13 protein-coding genes are annotated in these 16,781 nt (G+C 73.6%); 6 read left to right on the top strand and 7 right to left on the bottom strand.

Annotated elements, in window-relative coordinates; genetic code table 11:
* Nucleotides 1–15: 15 nt before the first annotated feature.
* The 4 genes from LIV55_RS07635 to ppk2 are packed head-to-tail and all read right to left on the bottom strand — an operon-like array spanning nucleotide 16 to nucleotide 3,128.
* Nucleotides 16–849, bottom strand: coding sequence for an SGNH/GDSL hydrolase family protein (locus LIV55_RS07635; RefSeq protein WP_229299816.1), 834 nt, complete (start codon nucleotides 847–849; stop codon nucleotides 16–18).
* Nucleotides 846–1,199 carry a DUF952 domain-containing protein gene (locus LIV55_RS07630; protein WP_229299815.1) on the bottom strand — a complete coding sequence of 118 codons (354 nt, stop codon included), beginning with the start codon at nucleotides 1,197–1,199 and terminating at the stop codon, nucleotides 846–848. The genes LIV55_RS07635 and LIV55_RS07630 overlap by 4 nt, the downstream gene beginning before the upstream one ends.
* Entirely contained in the window at nucleotides 1,196–2,239 is a 1,044-nt protein-coding gene (locus tag LIV55_RS07625; RefSeq protein ID WP_308012885.1) for an LLM class flavin-dependent oxidoreductase, read from the bottom strand. Before LIV55_RS07625 ends, LIV55_RS07630 begins: the two co-directional genes overlap by 4 nt.
* A complete protein-coding gene (ppk2, locus tag LIV55_RS07620; RefSeq protein WP_229299814.1) occupies nucleotides 2,232–3,128 on the bottom strand; it encodes a polyphosphate kinase 2 in 897 nt (298 codons plus the stop codon). The genes LIV55_RS07625 and ppk2 overlap by 8 nt, the downstream gene beginning before the upstream one ends.
* A 122-nt stretch (nucleotides 3,129–3,250) precedes the next feature.
* On the opposite strand from ppk2, the gene LIV55_RS07615 reads away from it, so the two are divergent.
* The 6 genes from LIV55_RS07615 to recD all read left to right on the top strand — a co-directional run bounded on the left by LIV55_RS07615 (nucleotide 3,251) and on the right by recD (nucleotide 13,656).
* Entirely contained in the window at nucleotides 3,251–3,415 is a 165-nt protein-coding gene (locus LIV55_RS07615; RefSeq protein ID WP_191563631.1) for a hypothetical protein, read from the top strand.
* A gap of 114 nt (nucleotides 3,416–3,529) precedes the next feature.
* Complete coding sequence (locus LIV55_RS07610) at nucleotides 3,530–4,153, top strand: thioredoxin-like domain-containing protein (RefSeq protein ID WP_229299813.1); 624 nt, start codon at nucleotides 3,530–3,532, stop codon at nucleotides 4,151–4,153.
* Entirely contained in the window at nucleotides 4,153–4,776 is a 624-nt protein-coding gene (locus LIV55_RS07605; RefSeq protein WP_229299812.1) for a DUF305 domain-containing protein, read from the top strand. Before LIV55_RS07610 ends, LIV55_RS07605 begins: the two co-directional genes overlap by 1 nt.
* Before the next feature lie 146 nt (nucleotides 4,777–4,922).
* Nucleotides 4,923–8,321: an exodeoxyribonuclease V subunit gamma gene (gene recC, locus LIV55_RS07600; RefSeq protein WP_229299811.1), complete on the top strand. Its 3,399-nt coding sequence runs from the start codon at nucleotides 4,923–4,925 to the stop codon at nucleotides 8,319–8,321.
* A complete protein-coding gene (locus LIV55_RS07595) occupies nucleotides 8,318–11,797 on the top strand; it encodes a UvrD-helicase domain-containing protein (RefSeq protein WP_229299810.1) in 3,480 nt (1,159 codons plus the stop codon). The genes recC and LIV55_RS07595 overlap by 4 nt, the downstream gene beginning before the upstream one ends.
* Nucleotides 11,794–13,656 (top strand): exodeoxyribonuclease V subunit alpha, encoded by a 1,863-nt coding sequence (gene recD, locus LIV55_RS07590; RefSeq protein ID WP_229299809.1) that lies wholly within the window; start codon nucleotides 11,794–11,796, stop codon nucleotides 13,654–13,656. The genes LIV55_RS07595 and recD overlap by 4 nt, the downstream gene beginning before the upstream one ends.
* Nucleotides 13,657–13,772: 116 nt before the next feature.
* Here the strand turns inward: recD and LIV55_RS07585 are convergent, their stop codons facing one another.
* The 3 genes from LIV55_RS07585 to LIV55_RS07575 all read right to left on the bottom strand — a co-directional run bounded on the left by LIV55_RS07585 (nucleotide 13,773) and on the right by LIV55_RS07575 (nucleotide 16,768).
* Nucleotides 13,773–14,579, bottom strand: a complete 807-nt coding sequence (locus LIV55_RS07585) for a M57 family metalloprotease (protein WP_123092959.1) — start codon at nucleotides 14,577–14,579, stop codon at nucleotides 13,773–13,775.
* 366 nt (nucleotides 14,580–14,945) lie between these two features.
* Nucleotides 14,946–15,779, bottom strand: a complete 834-nt coding sequence (locus LIV55_RS07580; RefSeq protein ID WP_191680411.1) for an ABC transporter permease — start codon at nucleotides 15,777–15,779, stop codon at nucleotides 14,946–14,948.
* A complete protein-coding gene (locus tag LIV55_RS07575; protein ID WP_229299808.1) occupies nucleotides 15,776–16,768 on the bottom strand; it encodes an ATP-binding cassette domain-containing protein in 993 nt (330 codons plus the stop codon). The genes LIV55_RS07580 and LIV55_RS07575 overlap by 4 nt, the downstream gene beginning before the upstream one ends.
* Between the last annotated feature and the right edge of the window lie 13 nt (nucleotides 16,769–16,781).

Genomic DNA, 16,781 nt, shown 5'->3' with positions numbered 1-16,781 from the left:
TGCCGGCTTCTCGGGCTAGAGCGGGGGACGCCGCATCGCACGGCCGGTCAGGACGTCGCGCAGGGCGAAGGTCGGGGCCGTGCCGACGCAGGCCCCGTGCTCCACCTGCGGAGGTGCGACACCGGCCACGACCTCGGCCTCGACCGGCACGGCGAGCGCCGAGACGGCCCGCGCGTAGGCGGCGTGGCCCGCCGCCGTCGGGTGGTAGGACTCCTGCGTCGGCCACGACAGCCCGTGGACCCACGGGTCCGGGTCGCAGATCTGGTGGCCGTCGAAGGGGGCGCGGACGTCCACCCCTTCGCAGCCCTCGTCGGAGGCGACGCCGAGGATCGTCTCGGCGAGCCGGTCGGCCGCGTCGCCGAGGCGACGCATCTCGTGCACGGACACCGAGGTGATCCAGGAGCAGTCGGAGACGCCGTTGAAGAGGTGCGGGTAGCCGGTGACGACGACGCGGGCGTCGGGGGCGCGCCCCCGGACCGCACGGAGCACCTCGCGCAGACGGCCGGGGAGCACCCCCGAGATCACCCCGAGCGCGTCGTCGATCGCCCCGTCGGAGCTGCCCGCCCATCCGGGCCGCGCGACCGAGAGCAGCACCGGCACGAAGCCCGCGTCGTTCCCGCCCACGGTCACCGTGACGAGCTGCGTCTGCGCCCCGACGGCGCCGACCTGGTCCCGCAGGACGTCGGCGCAGGTCGCGCCGAGCACTGCCTGGTAGGCGAGGTCGAGACCGGTCGCGCGGGCGACGGCGAGCGGGTAGCCGGCGTCGGTGCGGTACGGCCCCGGCTCGCGACGACCGGCCCCGACGCCTGCGGCGTAGGAGTCTCCGAGCGCGACGTAGGCGCGGCTCACGCCCCGGCGACCCCGCGCTCGAAGGGGGAGACGTCGACGACCGTGCTCACCGGCAGCGGGCCGCCGTAGACATGCGGGAAGAGGTCGGCGCCCGGGGCGGGGCGCTCGCGGCGCACCGTCAGGCCCGCAGCCGCGACGGCCTCCTCGGAGATCGACAGCACGACCAGGGGCGCGTCGACGTCGGCGTAGTACCGCTGCGCCACCCCGTCGAGCTGGGCGCGGTCCTCGCACGCGTGGAGGTAGCCCTCCTCCTCGATGCTCACGCCGAGCGTCGAGGTGCCGTACGAGCCCCGCGCCGTCGCGCTCTCCCACTCGGAGGCCAGCGCGAGGTGGAGGATCGTGCCGCTCACGCCGCCGCCCGGATGTCCGCGAGGACCCGCAGGGTGCGCTCTCGGGCGTCACGCCCGGGCGCGACGTTGGCGACGATGAGCTCGTCGGCGTCGGCGGTCCGCTGGAAGTCGGCGAGCCCGGCGGCGACGGCCTCGCGGTCGCCGTGGACCGTGTACGTCGCCATGTGCAGCGCCTGATGGCCCACGGGGGTGTCCATGAGCTCGGCGACCATGTCGTCGTCGATGTCGACCCCGGCGAGCTGCGGCATCCGACCGGCGAGCGAGCGCACCCGCGAGGAGAGCACCTGGGCGCGCAGCTCGTCGGCCTCCTGCGTGCTGTCGGCGGCGACGACGTTGAGCGCGGCGATGACGTAGGGCTCGGCGAGCTGCTCGGAGGGGCGGAAGCCGTCGCGGTAGGCGGCGACAGCCGCCTGCAGCGCGTCCGGCGCGAAGTGGGAGGCGAAGGCGTACGGCAGGCCGAGCTGCGCGGCGAGCTGGGCCCCGAAGAGCGAGGAGCCGAGGATGTAGAGCGGGACCTTCGTGCCCTCGCCGGGGTAGGCGTGGATGCTCTCGATGCGGGTCTGCTCGGAGAGGTAGCCCTGCAGCTCGAGGACGTCCTGGGGGAACTGGTCGGACGCGACCGGCGAGCGGCGCATCGCGCGCATCGTCACCTGGTCGGTGCCGGGGGCTCGGCCCAGCCCGAGGTCGATCCGGTCGCCGTGCAGCTCGGCGAGCGTGCCGAAGTCCTCGGCGACGGTGAGGGGGGCGTGGTTGGGGAGCATGATCCCGCCGGAGCCGACGCGGATCCGCTCGGTGCGGGCCGCGACGTGGGCGATGAGCACCGCGGTCGCGGACGAGCTGATCGAGCGCATGTTGTGGTGCTCGGCGAACCACAGCCGCTCGAAGACCCCCAGCTCGTCGGCCACCTGCGCGAGGTGGACGCTGTCGGCGAGCGCCTCGCTGATCGGCTGGCCGGATCGCACCATGGCGAGGTCGAGCAGGGAGAGGCGAAGGGGGCGGGTCGGGTTCGAGGCAGTCACCTGGGTGCCAACCTCAGTCACCGACCGTCTTCTTCCCGCGACCGACGATCTTCTTGTCCGGGGGGTGGACGACGTCGGTGTCCTTGCCCTCGTAGTCGAACTGGTCGAGGAAGAAGCGCAGCGCGTTGACCCGGGCCCGCTTCTTGTCGTTGGAGCGCACCGTCGTCCACCGCGCGTGCTTGGTGTCGGTCCGCTCGAACATCTCCTCCTTCGCCGACGTGTAGGCCTCCCACTTGTCGAGGGACTCGAGGTCCATCGGCGAGAGCTTCCACCGGCGCACCGGGTCGAGCTGGCGGATCGCGAAGCGGGTGCGCTGCTCCTGCTGGGTGACGGAGAACCACAGCTTCGTCACGTGGACCCCGGACTCGCTGAGCAGCCGCTCGAGCTTGGGGGCCTGGTCCATGAAGACCTCGTACTCCTCGTCGCTGCAGAAGCCCATGACCCGCTCGACGCCGGCGCGGTTGTACCAGGACCGGTCGAAGAGGACGATCTCGCCGTCGGTCGGCAGGTGCTGGACGTAGCGCTGGAAGTACCACTGCCCGGCCTCGCGGTCGGTCGGCTTGTTGAGCGCGACGACGCGGGCACCGCGCGGGTTGAGGTGCTCGGTGAAGCGCTTGATCGTCCCGCCCTTGCCGGCCGCGTCGCGGCCCTCGAAGAGCACGACGAACTTGCGCCGCTCGTCCTGCGCCCAGTACTGGAACTTCAGCAGCTCGACCTGGAGGCGGTACTTCTCCTCGTCGTACTCCTCGCGCGGCATCAGCTCGTCGTAGGGGTAGCCCTCCTTCCACGTCTCGACGGCCTTGCCGTCGGGCATGAGGAGCACGGGGTCCTCCTGCTTGCTGCCGCCGACCGTGTACCCCTTCGCCTGCAGGTCGTCGATGAACTCGCGTAGGCCCATCTTCTGCGTCATGGACCGATCCAATCACCGGGAGACGGCGCGCAGGTGACGACGGGCCCCCGTGACAGCCGTCATGGGCAGGTCCGGCCCGCTGTCATGGGCGAAGGGGGAGCCCCCGCGGCACCGTAGGACACATGGATCGCCGCGTGCTCGTCTTCGTCGCCCTCGCCGTCACGATGCTCTACGGGGTCACCGTCGGGCTGTCCGACGCCCGGGACGTCGTCGCCCCCGTCGGCGGGGTCGTCGTCGCCCTGTCGTGGATCGCGGTGGGGATGTTCGGACGCACCTCGAGGGACTGAGCGAAGGGGGTCCCCCCCCCTTCGCCCGGTCCTCCAGGGCGGGTCTCATGGTGCTCTCAGGTGGCCCGTGCACGATGATGGGGCCAGTCCTGCCCCGTCTGCCGCTGAGGAACGATGAGCAAGAAGAACAAGACGACGACCAACGCCCGCCAGGAGCGTCTCGAGGCCGCCCGCAAGGAGCAGCAGGCCGCCGAACGCCGGCGCAACGGCATCCTCTACGGCGCCGCAGGCCTGGCCGTCGCGCTCATCGCCGGAGCGGTCTTCTGGGCGATCAGCAACGACGAGGGGCGCAAGATCGCCGCGGCCGACGAGATCGAGGGCGTCGAGACCTACGACTACCCGGGCGGCAACCACGTCGAGGGGACGGTCGACTACAAGGAGACCCCGCCCGTCGGCGGCGAGCACAACCAGCGCTGGCTCAACTGCGGGGTCTACGACAAGCCGGTGCCGAACGAGAACGCCGTGCACTCCCTCGAGCACGGCGCGGTGTGGATCACCTACCAGCCCGACCTCGCGGAGGACCAGGTCGACAAGCTCGTCGACATGACCCCGAAGACCTACGGGCTCATCTCCCCCTTCGAGGGCATGGACTCGCCGATCACCATCTCCGCGTGGGGCACCCAGCTCAAGGTCGACTCCGCGGACGACCCGCGCCTCGAGCCCTTCATCAAGAAGTACCGCCAGGGCCCGCAGACGCCGGAGCCCGGCGCCGCCTGCACCGGCGGCGTCGGCGCCTGATGTCGCCGAGGGCCATCGTCGCGGCCCTGGTCGCTCTCGCGATCGGGGTCGCGGCCGGGGTCTTCGTCGGCCGCTCGACGAGCGGTGACGCCCCGGGGGACCTGAGCATCGACGCGGGCTTCGCCCGTGACATGCAGACCCACCACGACCAGGCCGTGGAGATGTCCTTCATCGTCCGTGACCGCACGGACGACGAGTCCGTGCGGTCGCTGGCCTACGACATCGCCCGCACCCAGTCGCACCAGTCCGGCCAGATGGCCGGGTGGCTCTCCGCCTGGGGGCTGTCGCCGACGAGCTCGCAGCCGGTCATGGGCTGGATGGACGACAGCCACGACCACACGATGCCCGCGACGCAGGAGGGTGCGCTCATGCCCGGCATGGCCGTGCAGAGCGAGCTCGACCGGCTCGGCCGCCTGTCCGGCAAGGAGGCGGAGGTTTACTACCTCCAGCTGATGATCCGTCACCACCAGGGCGGGGTCCCGATGGCCCAGGCCGCCGTCGACGGCGCCTCCCAGCCCGAGGTCCGCCGCCTCGCGCAGTCGATCATCAACAGCCAGACCCTCGAGACCGAGACGATGACCCAGATGCTCCAGGAGCGCGGGGCCAAGCCCCTGTCCTCGTAGACCCGTCGCTGGTCGAGGTGCAAGGGCGTAGCACCCGCGCCGCTTCGCTGGTCGAGGTGCGAGGGCGCGCAGCGCCCGAGCCTCGAGACCACCCGCCGTCCACACCGCCCCCGCACGGTGTCCGCCCTCCTGGCTAGGTTGCTCTCGTGACCCTGCACCTCCACCGGGCGGTCCGCACCGCCGAGCTCGCCGACGACCTCGGCGCGCTCCTCGCGGACCCGCTGCCCGACCCCTTCGCCGAGGAGGTCGTCGTCGTGCCCGAGCACGGCGTCGAGCGGTGGCTGGCGCAGCGGCTCTCGCACCGCCTCGGCGCGGGCGAGTCGGGCTCCGACGGCGTGTGCGCGGGCGTGCGCTTCGTGCGGCCGGCCTCCCTCGTCACCCTGCTCACCGGGCGCGAGCTCGACGACCCCTGGCTGCCCGCCCACCTCGTGTGGCCGCTCCTCGCGAGCATCGACGCCGCGCTCGACGAGCCGTGGGCGGCGGCGCTGGCCCGTCACCTCGGCCACGGCCAGGACGAGGACGACGTGCGCCGCGGTCGGCGCTACGGCCTGGCCCTGCGCCTGGCCCGCCTCCTCCACCGCTACGGGGTCCAGCGCCCGGCCGTGCTCACCGCGTGGCGCGAAGGACGTGACGAGGACGGCGCCGGCCAGCCGCTGTCCGACGACCTGCGCTGGCAGCCCGAGCTCTACCGCCGGCTGCTCGACGTCGTCACCGAGCCGCCGCCGGACGTGCGTCACGCGCAGACCCTCCAGCGGCTGCGTGACGACCCCGGCTCGCTCGACCTGCCCGACCGGCTCTCGCTCTTCGGCCACACCCGCCTCGCGCTGACCGAGGTCGAGCTGCTCCGCGCGCTCGCCGCCCACCGCGAGGTGCACGTGTGGCTCCCGCAGCCCTCCCCCACCGCCTGGTCGGCGACGGCGGCCGCCCTCGCCGGGGCCGGCGTCGTGCCCCGCGCGCAGGACGACCCCGAGCTGCTCCCCGCCCACCCGCTGCTCGCCTCGCTGGGCCGCGACAGCCGCGAGCTCGTCCGGGTGCTGCGGCCCGGCGTCGACGACGTCGACCACGGCAGCGGTGCCGGGCCCGCGCCGACCGGCACCGTCCTCGCCTGGTTGCAATCCGACATCGCCGCCGACCACGTGCCGAGCGCCCAGGAGCGGGCCGCCCGTGTCCCCGCCCCCGACGACCGCAGCCTGTCCATCCACGCCTGCCACGGCCCGACGCGCCAGGTCGAGGTGCTGCGCGAGGTGCTCGTCGGGCTGCTCGAGGACGACCCGAGCCTCGAGCCGCGCGACGTGCTCGTCATGTGCCCCGACGTCGAGGTCTACGCCCCTCTCGTCGGGGCGGCCTTCGGGCTGGGCGACCACGGCACCGAGGCCGAAGGGGTGGACGCGCACCCCGCGCACGGCATGCGCGTCTCGCTCGCCGACCGCTCGCTCGCGGCGACCAACCCCCTCCTCGAGGTCGCCGAGCGGCTCGTCGCCCTCGTCGGTGGCCGGGCCAGCGCCAGCGAGGTCCTCGACATCATCTCCAGCGCACCCGTGCGCGCCCGCTTCCGCCTCGACGACGAGGACCTCGAGACCCTCACCTCGTGGGTCGGCGCCACCGGGGTGCGGTGGGGCTTCGACGCGGCGGGCCGCTCCCCCTTCGCCCTGTCCGCGGAGCGGCAGAACACGTGGGACTTCGGGCTCGACCGGCTGCTCGCCGGGGTGGCCGTCTCCGCCGACGGGCCGCTGTCGATCGGCGGGCACACCCTGCCCTACGACGACGTCGGCAGCGGCAGCATCGAGCTCGCCGGCACCCTCGCCGAGGTCGTCGACCGGCTCCGTGCCGCGACCGAGGCGCTCGGCGTCGCCCGGTCGGCCTCGCAGTGGACCGACGCCCTGCGCGAGGCCGTCCTCGACCTCACCGACGTGCCGACGACCGACGCCTGGCAGGTCGGTGAGCTCGAGCGGGTGCTCGCCGAGGCGTCGCGCCACGCCCCCGAGGACCTGCCCCTGCGGATCGCCGACGTGCGCGTCCTCCTCGCGGACGCCCTCGCGGGCCGCCCGGGACGCGCGAGCTTCCGCACCGGCGGGATCACCGTGTGCACGATGGTGCCGATGCGCTCCGTCCCGCACCGCGTCATCTGCCTCGTCGGGCTCGACGACGACACCTTCCCCCGGCCGCAGGCCGTCGACGGCGACGACGTGCTCGCCCGCACCCCGATGACCGGTGAGCGCGACGCGCGCAGCGAGGACCGCCAGCTGCTCCTCGATGCCGTCATGGCCGCGCAGGAGCGTCTCGTCATCACGTACACGGGCGCCGACGAGCGCAGCGGGGAGCGGCGCCCGCCCGCGGTGCCGCTCGGCGAGCTCATCGACGCGGCGGCCGACACCGTGGCCCCGGTCGAGCGAGATGCCGGCGCCGAGCACGACCCCGAGGGGGCTGCCGTCGCGGCGTCGAGCGCGGTCGGCGAGGTCCGCCACCCGCTGCAGCCCTTCGACCCGCGCAACTTCGAGCCCGGTGCGCTCACCGCCACCGGCTCCTTCTCCTTCGACCAGGCCGCGCTCGGCGGCGCCCGGGCCATGCTCGGCCCGCGCCCCGAGCCGCCACCCCTGCTGGACGGTCCCCTGCCGGCCGAGGCGCTGAGCGAGATCTCGCTGGCCCAGCTCGTCTCCTTCGTCCACTCGCCCGCACGCACCTTCGTCCACGACCGGCTCGGCGTCGCCACGAGCTGGGAGGTCGACGAGGTGAGCGACCGCATCCCCGTCGACCTCGACAACCTCGAGCGTTGGTCGATCGGCGACCGCGGGGTCCGTGAGCGCCTCGCGGGGCGCACCGCCGAGGAGGTGTGGACCGCCGAGCTGCTGCGTGGCGAGCTGCCCCCCAGCGGTCTGGCGCGCCACGCCCTCGGGGCGATCTGCGAGCGGGCCGAGGGGCTCGTCACGAGCGTGGAGCAGCTGCGGGGCACCCAGCCGGGCCGTACCGTCCACGTCGACATCTCGCTGCCCGGTGGCCGCCGGGTCACGGGTGCGGTCGACTCCGTGCATGGCGACCGGCTCGTCGCCGCGGGCTACAGCGGCGTCGGTGCGAAGCAGCTGCTCGGGGCGTGGGTGCACCTGCTCGCCCTCACCGCCGGCCACCCCGACGGCGGGTGGCAGGCGAGCGTGCTCGGCACGCGCCCCCGCGGCACCGACAGCCGCGAGATCGGGCGGCTGGAGCCGCAGCTCGCGCTGGCCCGTCTCGGCGACCTCGTCGAGCTCTACCTCCTCGGTCGCACCGCGCCCCTGCCGCTGCCGCCGAAGACCGGGTACGTCTACGCCCAGGCCGTCCACCACGACCCGCGGCGCGCACGGGCGGCTCGGCAGGCGGCGAAGGGCGAGTGGGAGCCCGGTGACCGCGGCTTCAGCGCCGAGCGTGACGACCGCTGGTGGCGCCTCGCGATCGGCGCCGGCTCGAGCATCGACGACCTCCTCGTCCCCGCGGCCGGGCCCGGCACCGACCTCGCCGCGCTGGCGAGCCGGCTGTGGGACCCGCTGCTCGACAACCTCGGGGGTGGGCGATGAGCGAGCCGACCGTCGCACCTCAGGACGACGCCCTTCGAGGCTCCTCCGTCGCACCTCAGGACGATGCCTCCGTCGCACCTCAGGACACCGCCCTTCGAGGCTCCTCCGTCGCACCTCAGGACAGCGCCTTCGACGTCGTGGGTGACCTCCCCGGGCCCGGCGACACCGTCCTGCTCGAGGCGAGCGCGGGCACCGGCAAGACGTGGACCATCGGCGCGCTCGTCGCCCGCTACGTCGCCGAGGGCCTGCCGCTCGAGTCCCTGCTCGTCATCACCTTCGGCCGCGCGGCCAGCCAGGAGATGCGCGAGCGGGTGCGCGAGCACCTGCGTCTCGTCCACCGCGGCCTGGTCGACCCGCAGACCGCGGACGGCGACCCCGTCGTCGCGCTGCTGCGCTCGGGCGCTCCCGACGAGGTCGCCCTGCGCGAGCGCCGGCTGCGCGAGGCGCTCACCCACTTCGACGGCGCGACCATCGCGACGACCCACCAGTTCTGCCAGCTCGTGCTGCGCGGCCTCGGCGTGGCCGGTGACACCGACCCCCGGGCGCGGCTCGTCGAGGACCTCACCGACCTGCGCGACGAGGTGGTCGACGACCTCTACCTGCGCGGTTTCGCGGCGAGCGATGGCCCGCCCGCCTTCTCCCGCGAGGAGGCCGGGGCCATCGCGCGGGTCGTCGTCGAGCACCCGCACTCGGCGATCAGCCCGCACGAGCTGCCCGGTGCGACCGTCGCGGCCCGCAAGCTGCGCTTCGCCCATCTCGTCCGCGACGAGATGACCCGACGCAAGCGGCGACTGGGCGTGCTGAGCTTCGACGACCTGCTCAGCGAGCTCGCCGACGCCCTCGCCGACGACACGAGCCCGGCCCGGCAGCGCATGCGCGACCGGTGGCAGGTCGTGCTCGTCGACGAGTTCCAGGACACCGACCCGGTGCAGTGGCAGGTCCTCGAGCGGGCCTTCGCCGGGCACAGCGCGCTCGTGCTCATCGGCGACCCGAAGCAGGCGATCTACGGCTTCCGCGGCGGCGACGTCCACACCTATCTCGCCGCGGCGGCCACCGCCACGCGCCGGCACACCCTCGTGCGCAACCACCGCTCCGACCCTGCCCTCGTCGGCGCCCTGACGACGATGATGCGCGGCGCCCGCCTCGGGTCACCCGAGATCGTCGTCCACCCCGTCGAGCCGGCGAAGGGGGAGTCCCGCCTCGCCCTGCCCGGCGCCGACGAGGACCCCCTCCTCTCCCCCGTCCGGCTGCGCGCCGTGCCCACCGCCCTCGTCGCCGGCGACGACGGCAAGGTGAGCATCGGCTCGGTGCGCCCGGTCGTGGCCCGCGACTGCGCCGCCGAGGTGGCGCGGCTGCTCGCCTCCGGCATGACCTTCGAGGGGCGACCGCTGCGTGCCGGCGACATCGCCGTGCTCGCCCACAAGCGCGACTCGCTCGAGCAGGTGCGGGGGGCCCTGCACGACATCGGCATCGCCTCGGTCGTCGTCTCCTCCGAGTCGATCTTCGCCACCCCGGCCGCGGACGACTGGCTCACCCTGCTCGAGGCGATGGCGCAGTCGCACCGCGCCGACCGGGTCCGCGCCGCGGCCCTGACGACCTTCGTCGGGCACCGGGCGGCCGATCTCGACGCCGGCGGCGACGACCTCGTCGACGAGGTCGCCCGGGTGCTGCGCACGTGGTCCGAGGTCCTCGGCCGGCGTGGGGTCGCGGCCGTGCTCGCCGCGGCGACGACCGGAGGTCTGGAGAGCCGTGCGCTGGGCCTCGAGGGTGGCGAGCGCCGCCTCACCGACCTGCGGCACCTCGGCGAGGTCCTCCACGAGCGCGCCGTCGTCGAGGGCGACGGTCTCGCCGCGCTCACGACCTGGCTGCGCGAGCGCATGCAGGCGGTGCGGCAGGAGGAGCGCACCCGCCGGCTCGACAGCGACGCCGACGCGGTCGCCCTGGCGACGATCCACGCGAGCAAGGGGCTGCAGTACCCCGTCGTCCTCCTCCCCTTCGTCGCCGACCGCTTCGTCACCCGCGCGAACCGCCTCACCCATCTGCGCTTCCACGACGACGAGGGCCGGCGCTGTCTCGACATCGGCATCACCGAGGACCCCGACCGCGGCGAGCGGGTCACCCGCCACCAGGACGAGGAGGACGGCGAGGCGCTGCGCATGCTCTACGTCGCCCTCACCCGGGCGCAGAGCCAGGTCGTCACGTGGTGGTTCCCCTCGGGGATGAACACCCCGCCCTCGGCGCTGCACCGCATGCTCTTCGGGCGCGAGCCCGGTCAGGGCCAGCTCCCGCCCCGGGTCGCCGTGCCCTCCGACGTCGAGGCCGCGGGCCGCCTGCGCGCGTGGGAGCGCGAGGGCGCCTTCGCCCTCGAGGTCGTCGACGAGGCGGTCGTGCAGCGCGCCGACCCCGAGGCCGTCCGTCGTGAGCTCACGGCCCGCACGTGGTCTCGCGTCGTCGACGACGGGTGGATGCGCACCTCCTACACCCGGCTCACCCGGCCCCTGGAGTCCGGCACCGTCGGCGTGCCGACCCCGTCGGCCCCGGACGACCTCGTCGGCAGCGAGCCCGAGCACGGACCGCGCGAGGGCGAGGACGAGGTCGGCCCGCTCGCCCGCCCGGGTGACGGCACCGTCGGCGGGTCCTCGACCCACGCCGTGCTGCCGTCGCCGATGGCCGACCTGCCGGTCGGCGCGACCTTCGGCAACCTCGTGCACGCGGTGCTCGAGGAGGCCGACCCCCAGGCGCCCGACCTGCGCGCCGAGCTGCTCGCGCACGTCGAGCACCAGGCGGGGCGGTGGCCCGTCGCCGGGCTCGAGCGACCCGCTCTCGCCGAGGCCCTCGAGCTCGTCTGCGAGACCCCCCTCGGACCCCTCCTGCCCGGGGCGACCCTGCGGTCGGTCGGGCGCGACCGCTTGTGCGAGATGGACTTCGAGCTGCCGCTCGCGTCGGGCGATGCCGCTCATGCCGGCGACGGGGTGCTCCTCGGCGAGCTCTCGCGCCTGCTGCGCCACCACCTGCCGGAGGGCGATCCCGTGCGTGGTCTCGCCGAGACCCTCGACGACCCCGCGGTCGGCGACCAGCCGCTGCGCGGGTACCTCACCGGGTCGGTCGACGTCGTGCTGCGCCACGAGGGTCGCTACGTCGTCGTCGACTACAAGACGAACTGGCTGGGCGCCGTCGACGAGCCGCTCACCACCGACCACTACGGCGCGATGGCCCTGCACGAGGCGATGGGTCACAGCTCCTACCCGCTGCAGGCGCTGCTCTACGCCGTCGTCCTCCACCGCTTCCTGCGCTGGCGCCTGCCCGGCTACGACCCCACGACGCACCTCGGTGGTGTCCTCTACCTCTACGTGCGTGGCATGGCGGGGCCGTCGACACCGTTCGTCGGTGGTCATCCCACCGGGGTCTTCTCGTGGCTGCCGCCGGTCGCGCTCGTCGAGGCGGTCTCAGAGCTGCTCGACGGGAGGGCGCCATGAGCACCGAGCACCCCACGGCCGACGCCCCGCTGGCGGCCGCGACCCCCTTCGTCCCGACCGGCCCGCACGACCGCCGGCTCGCGGCGCGCGCCACCGGTGTGCTCGGCGACGCCAACCGGACGGGATGGGTCGAGTCGCCCGACGTGCACGTCGCGACCCGGCTCGCCGGGCTCGTCGGCGGTGATGACGACGCGGTCCTGCTCGCGCTGGCGCTCACCGTGCGTGCCGTGCGTGAGGGGTCGAGCTGTCTCGACGTCGCCGCCCTGCACGACGCCATCGCGGCACCTCCGGCCGACGACGTCGAGGACCCCGAGCGGTCCGCGGCCGTGCGCGCCGTGCTGCCGGCCACCCCGCGTGACTGGCTCGACGCGGTCGCCTCGAGCCGGTGCGCCGAGGCCGGCGTCGTCCACGTCGACCACGACCTCGTCTACCTCGACCGCTACCACCGCGAGGAGGTGCAGGTCGCCGACGCCCTCGCCCGTCGGGCCGAGCTGCCGCCTGTCGAGGTGGACGTGCCTCGGCTCGAGGCGGGGCTGACCCGCGTCTTCGTCGGCGAGACCTGGCAGGAGCAGCGCGACGCGGTCCGGTCGGCCGCCGCGCGGCGCACGAGCATCCTCGTCGGCGGTCCGGGGACCGGCAAGACCTCGACCGTCGCGGGTCTGCTCGCGCTCCTCGTCGAGCAGAGCGAAGGGGTGACCCGTCGCCCGACGATCGCCCTCGCGGCACCGACCGGCAAGGCTGCCGCCCGGCTGCGCGAGTCCGTCCTCGAGTCCGTCGCCGGGTTCGAGGAGGCCGACCGCGATCGCGTCGGGACGGTCGAGGCGGTGACACTGCACCGTCTCCTGGGCTGGCGCCGCGACAGCAGCACGCGATTCCTGCGCGACCGCACCAACCCCCTGCCGCACGACGTCGTCGTCGTCGACGAGGCCTCGATGCTGTCGCTGACGATGACCGCCCGGCTGCTCGACGCCCTGCGCCCGAGCGCGCGTCTCGTGCTCGTCGGCGACCCCGACCAGCTGGCCTCCGTCGAGGCGGGTGCCGTCCTGGCCGATCTCGTCGCCGGCTACGAGGAGCACCCGGCGAGCCCGGTGACCCGGCTGCTCACCTCGCGCCGTTTCGGCAGCCGGATCGGACGCCTGGCCGCCGCGGTGCGCGACGCCGATGCCGACGAGGTGATGCACCTCCTGCGCACGGCGGCGGGACCCGAGAGCGAGGACGACAGCGTCGACTTCGTCGAGGTGGCCGACCCCGCCGGCGCGGAGGAGGCCCTGCGCGGGCATCTCCTCGGCCGGGCCGAGCGGCTGCGCTCGCTCGCGCTCCGCGGCGACCCCGGGGCGGCGCTCGCGGCGGTCGACGAGCACCGCCTGCTCTGCGCGCACCGCGACGGCCCGTGGGGCGTGTCGTCGTGGAACGCCCGCGTCGAGCGCTGGCTCAGCGAGGCGACCGGGCATCACGCCCGGCAGTACGCGGGCCGGCCCCTGCTCGTCACCGCCAACGACTACCGGCTGGGCCTGTCCAACGGCGACACCGGTGTCGTCGTGCTCGGGCCGGCCCACCGGCTGGTCGCCGCCTTCGGCGACCCCGACGACCCCACGCTCTACGGCGCGAGCACGCTGGCCGACGCGGAGACCGCGCACGCGATGACGATCCACAAGAGCCAGGGCAGCCAGGCCGCGCACGTCAGCGTGCTGCTGCCCGACGCCGAGTCGCGCCTGCTCACCCGCGAGCTGCTCTACACCGCCATCACCCGGGCGCAGAGCCGGGTGACCGTCGTCGGCTCCGAGGAGTCGATCCGCGCCGCGGTGCCACGACGCACCGCGCGGGCGTCGGGGCTGCGCCACCGCATCGCCCGTCGCTGAGGACCACGACCCGCCGGACGCGCCGCACGGGGCTGCCGTCCGGAGGAGGAGACGGCAGCCCCGTGCGGGGGTGGTGCGACGAGCAGGCTGACCAGGCCGCTCGCTCGGGCGCGGTGTCAGCCCGGGTAGACCGACTGCACCCCGGCGCGGTCGGTGGAGGTCATGCTGAGGTCGGCCGAGGAGCCGTTGCACTGGGGGTAGTGCATGATCGACGCCGAGTCGTACGGGGTCAGCGGGCGCCAGCTCGAGTCCTCGAAGCAGGTGCCGGCCTCGGGGCGGGTGTGCTCGTGCCGGAAGCCCAGGGCGTGGCCCAGCTCGTGGGCGACGATGTTCGAGGGCGACCAGCCGCCGGCGGAGAAGAACTGGTCGGTGTTGATGAGCACGTTGCGCTGCGACTTGCTCGTGCTGGGGAAGAAGGCGCGCGCGATGTAGCTCGCGCCCGTGACCGGCTCGACGGAGAAGGTGACGTTGCTGTTGCTCGTCGTGCACCGGGAGTCCTGGGCGCTGACGTAGGTGAAGTCGATGCCCGAGGTGGCCGACTCCCACTGGTTGCCACCGCTGCTCATCGCCGAGACGACGGCCGCCTTGTTGCTGCCGAAGCGGTCGCTCACGCAGTAGGTGAGGGCCTTGGCCTGGCTGGCGCTCCACACGTCGTCGCGGCCGTAGACCGTGTTGACGATGAGCTCGTTCTCCGGCGTGGGCGCTGCGATCTCCTCGTAGAAGGTCTTCAGGGCTTTTTCGCCGCTCAGCGGGATGTCGCCGTTGACGATGTACTGACCATCGGCGTCCTGGTAGGTCGAGCTCTTGAACTCGCCGTAGGACGGGGCGTCCGGGTCCTGGGCGTTGCTGGCCGTGGCACCGGTGATGCCGGCCAGACCGACGACAGCCGCCGCGGACAGCACGCGGGTGGTCATGCTCTTCATGGGAGCTCCTGGGGTGACGTGGACCGAGGCGGCTGATCGCGTCCCGGGTGCCACCGACCGTAGGAAGCGCTTGCTCAGCGGGACTGCCGTGGACCGTAAGATCGCCGCCCGGACTTGACCAAGATCGCCCCATGAGCACCACCGGCACCCCAAGTGGGTAGCGGCCCAGTCAAGGCGGACGAGCACAACCCCCGCTGCCCGACCCGTCCGTCACACCCGATCAGCGAGAGATCCCCGACGGTCGAGGTGCGAAGGCCCGCCAGGGCCTGAGCCTCGAGACCTCGGGGGCGGTGGTCTCGAGGCTCCTTCGTCGCACCTCGACCAGCGAAAGAGCCCCTCCTTCGTCGTCCCTCGGCCCGCCAGGGGCTACTTCGTCATGGCGCGCTTGTACTCGCGGGTGGAGAGGGGCACGAAGATCACGAGGATGATGGCGACCCAGACGAGGGTGTAGATCTCGGCGTTCTCCAGGGCCCAGGTGTACTCGGCCGCGGAGCGCACGGACTCCTCGCTCATCCCGGTGCCGCCACCACCGAGCGCGCCGAGGTTGCCGAAGTTGTCGCGCGCCGCGTGGGTGAGCGTCGAGACGGGGTTCCACCCGGCGAAGGTGCGCAGCACCGACGGGAGGTTCTCGCTGGGCACGAAGGTGTTGGCGATGAAGGTCAGCGGGAAGATCACGAGGAAGGAGGCGTTGCCGACGACCTCGGGGGTGCGGACCTTCAGCCCCACCCACGCCATGATCCAGCTCACCGCGTAGGCGAAGAGCAGCAGGATGAGGAAGCCGATGACCGCCCCGACGACGCCGTCGCGCAGCCGCCAGCCGATGAGCAGACCGGTGAGCGCCATGACGACGAGCGAGATGACGTTGTTGACGACGTCGGACAGGGTGCGCCCGACGAGCACCGCACTCGGGTGCATCGGCAGGGTGCGGAATCGGTCGATGACGCCCTTCTGCATGTCCTCGGCCATGCCGAAGCCGGTGAACGTGCCGCCGAAGACGACCGTCTGGGCGAAGATGCCCGCCATCATGAACTCGCGGTAGCCGGCCCCGTCGCCCCCGGCGATGCTGCCGAAGACGAAGCCGAAGAGCAGCACGAACATGATCGGCTGCATGGTGGTGAAGACGAGCAGGTCGGGGACCCGCTTGATCTTGATGAGGTTGCGCCTGACGATCGTCAGGGAGTCGCTGACCAGGGCGCTCATGCGTGCTGCTCCTGCGTGGTCTCGTCGGGCTCGGCGCTCTCGGCGCGGTGCCCGGTCAGGGAGAGGAAGGCGTCGTCGAGGGTCGGGCGCCGGATGCCGATGTCCTGCACGGTGACCCCCGCGTCGGACAGCCGCTGCACGGCGTCGACGAGGGCGGTCGTGCCCGTCTGGATGGGCAGGGTGAGGGTCCGTGTGTGCTCGTCGACCGCGGCGTCGCCGATCCCGACCGGGCGCAGCGTCGTCGCGGTCTCGCCCAGCCGGTCACCCTGCTCGATGGTGACGAAGAGACGCTCGCCGCCCACCTGGGCCTTGAGCTCGTCGGAGGTGCCGCGGGCGATGACCTCGCCCTGGTCGATGACGACGATGTCGTGGGCGAGCTGGTCGGCCTCCTCGAGGTACTGCGTCGTGAGCAGCACCGTGGTGCCGGCCGCCACGAGGTCGGTGATGACCTGCCACATGTCGCCGCGGCTGCGTGGGTCGAGCCCGGTCGTGGGCTCGTCGAGGAAGACGACGGGCGGTCGCACGACGAGCGCGCCGGCGAGGTCGAGGCGCCGCCGCATGCCGCCCGAGTAGGTCTTCGCCGGACGGTCCGCGGCGTCGTCGAGGCGGAAGTCGCGCAGCAGCTGCTCCGCCCTCGCCCGCGCCTCGCGCCGGGACAGGTGGTAGAGCCGGCCGATCATCTCGAGGTTCTCCCGGCCCGAGAGGTACTCGTCGACCGAGGCGTACTGCCCAGCGACACCGATCGACTCGCGGACGCCGACGGGGTCGGAGACGACGTCGCGACCGGCGATGGTGGCCCGCCCGGCGTCGGGCGGGATGAGCGTGGAGAGGATGCGGACGGCGGTCGTCTTGCCCGCGCCGTTGGGTCCGAGGACCCCGAGGACCGAGCCCGTCGGTGCCGCCAGGTCGACCCCCCGCAGTGCCTCGACCGTGCCGTAGGTCTTGCGCAGGCCCTCGGCCTGGATGGCGTAGTCAGTCACGACGGCCATGCTAGGGATGGCC

Source organism: Janibacter melonis (assembly GCF_020567375.1).
GTDB lineage: Bacteria > Actinomycetota > Actinomycetes > Actinomycetales > Dermatophilaceae > Marihabitans > Marihabitans melonis.
The sequence above is the reverse complement of the archived record's forward strand: the minus strand, read 5'-3'. Positions and strand labels throughout refer to the sequence as shown.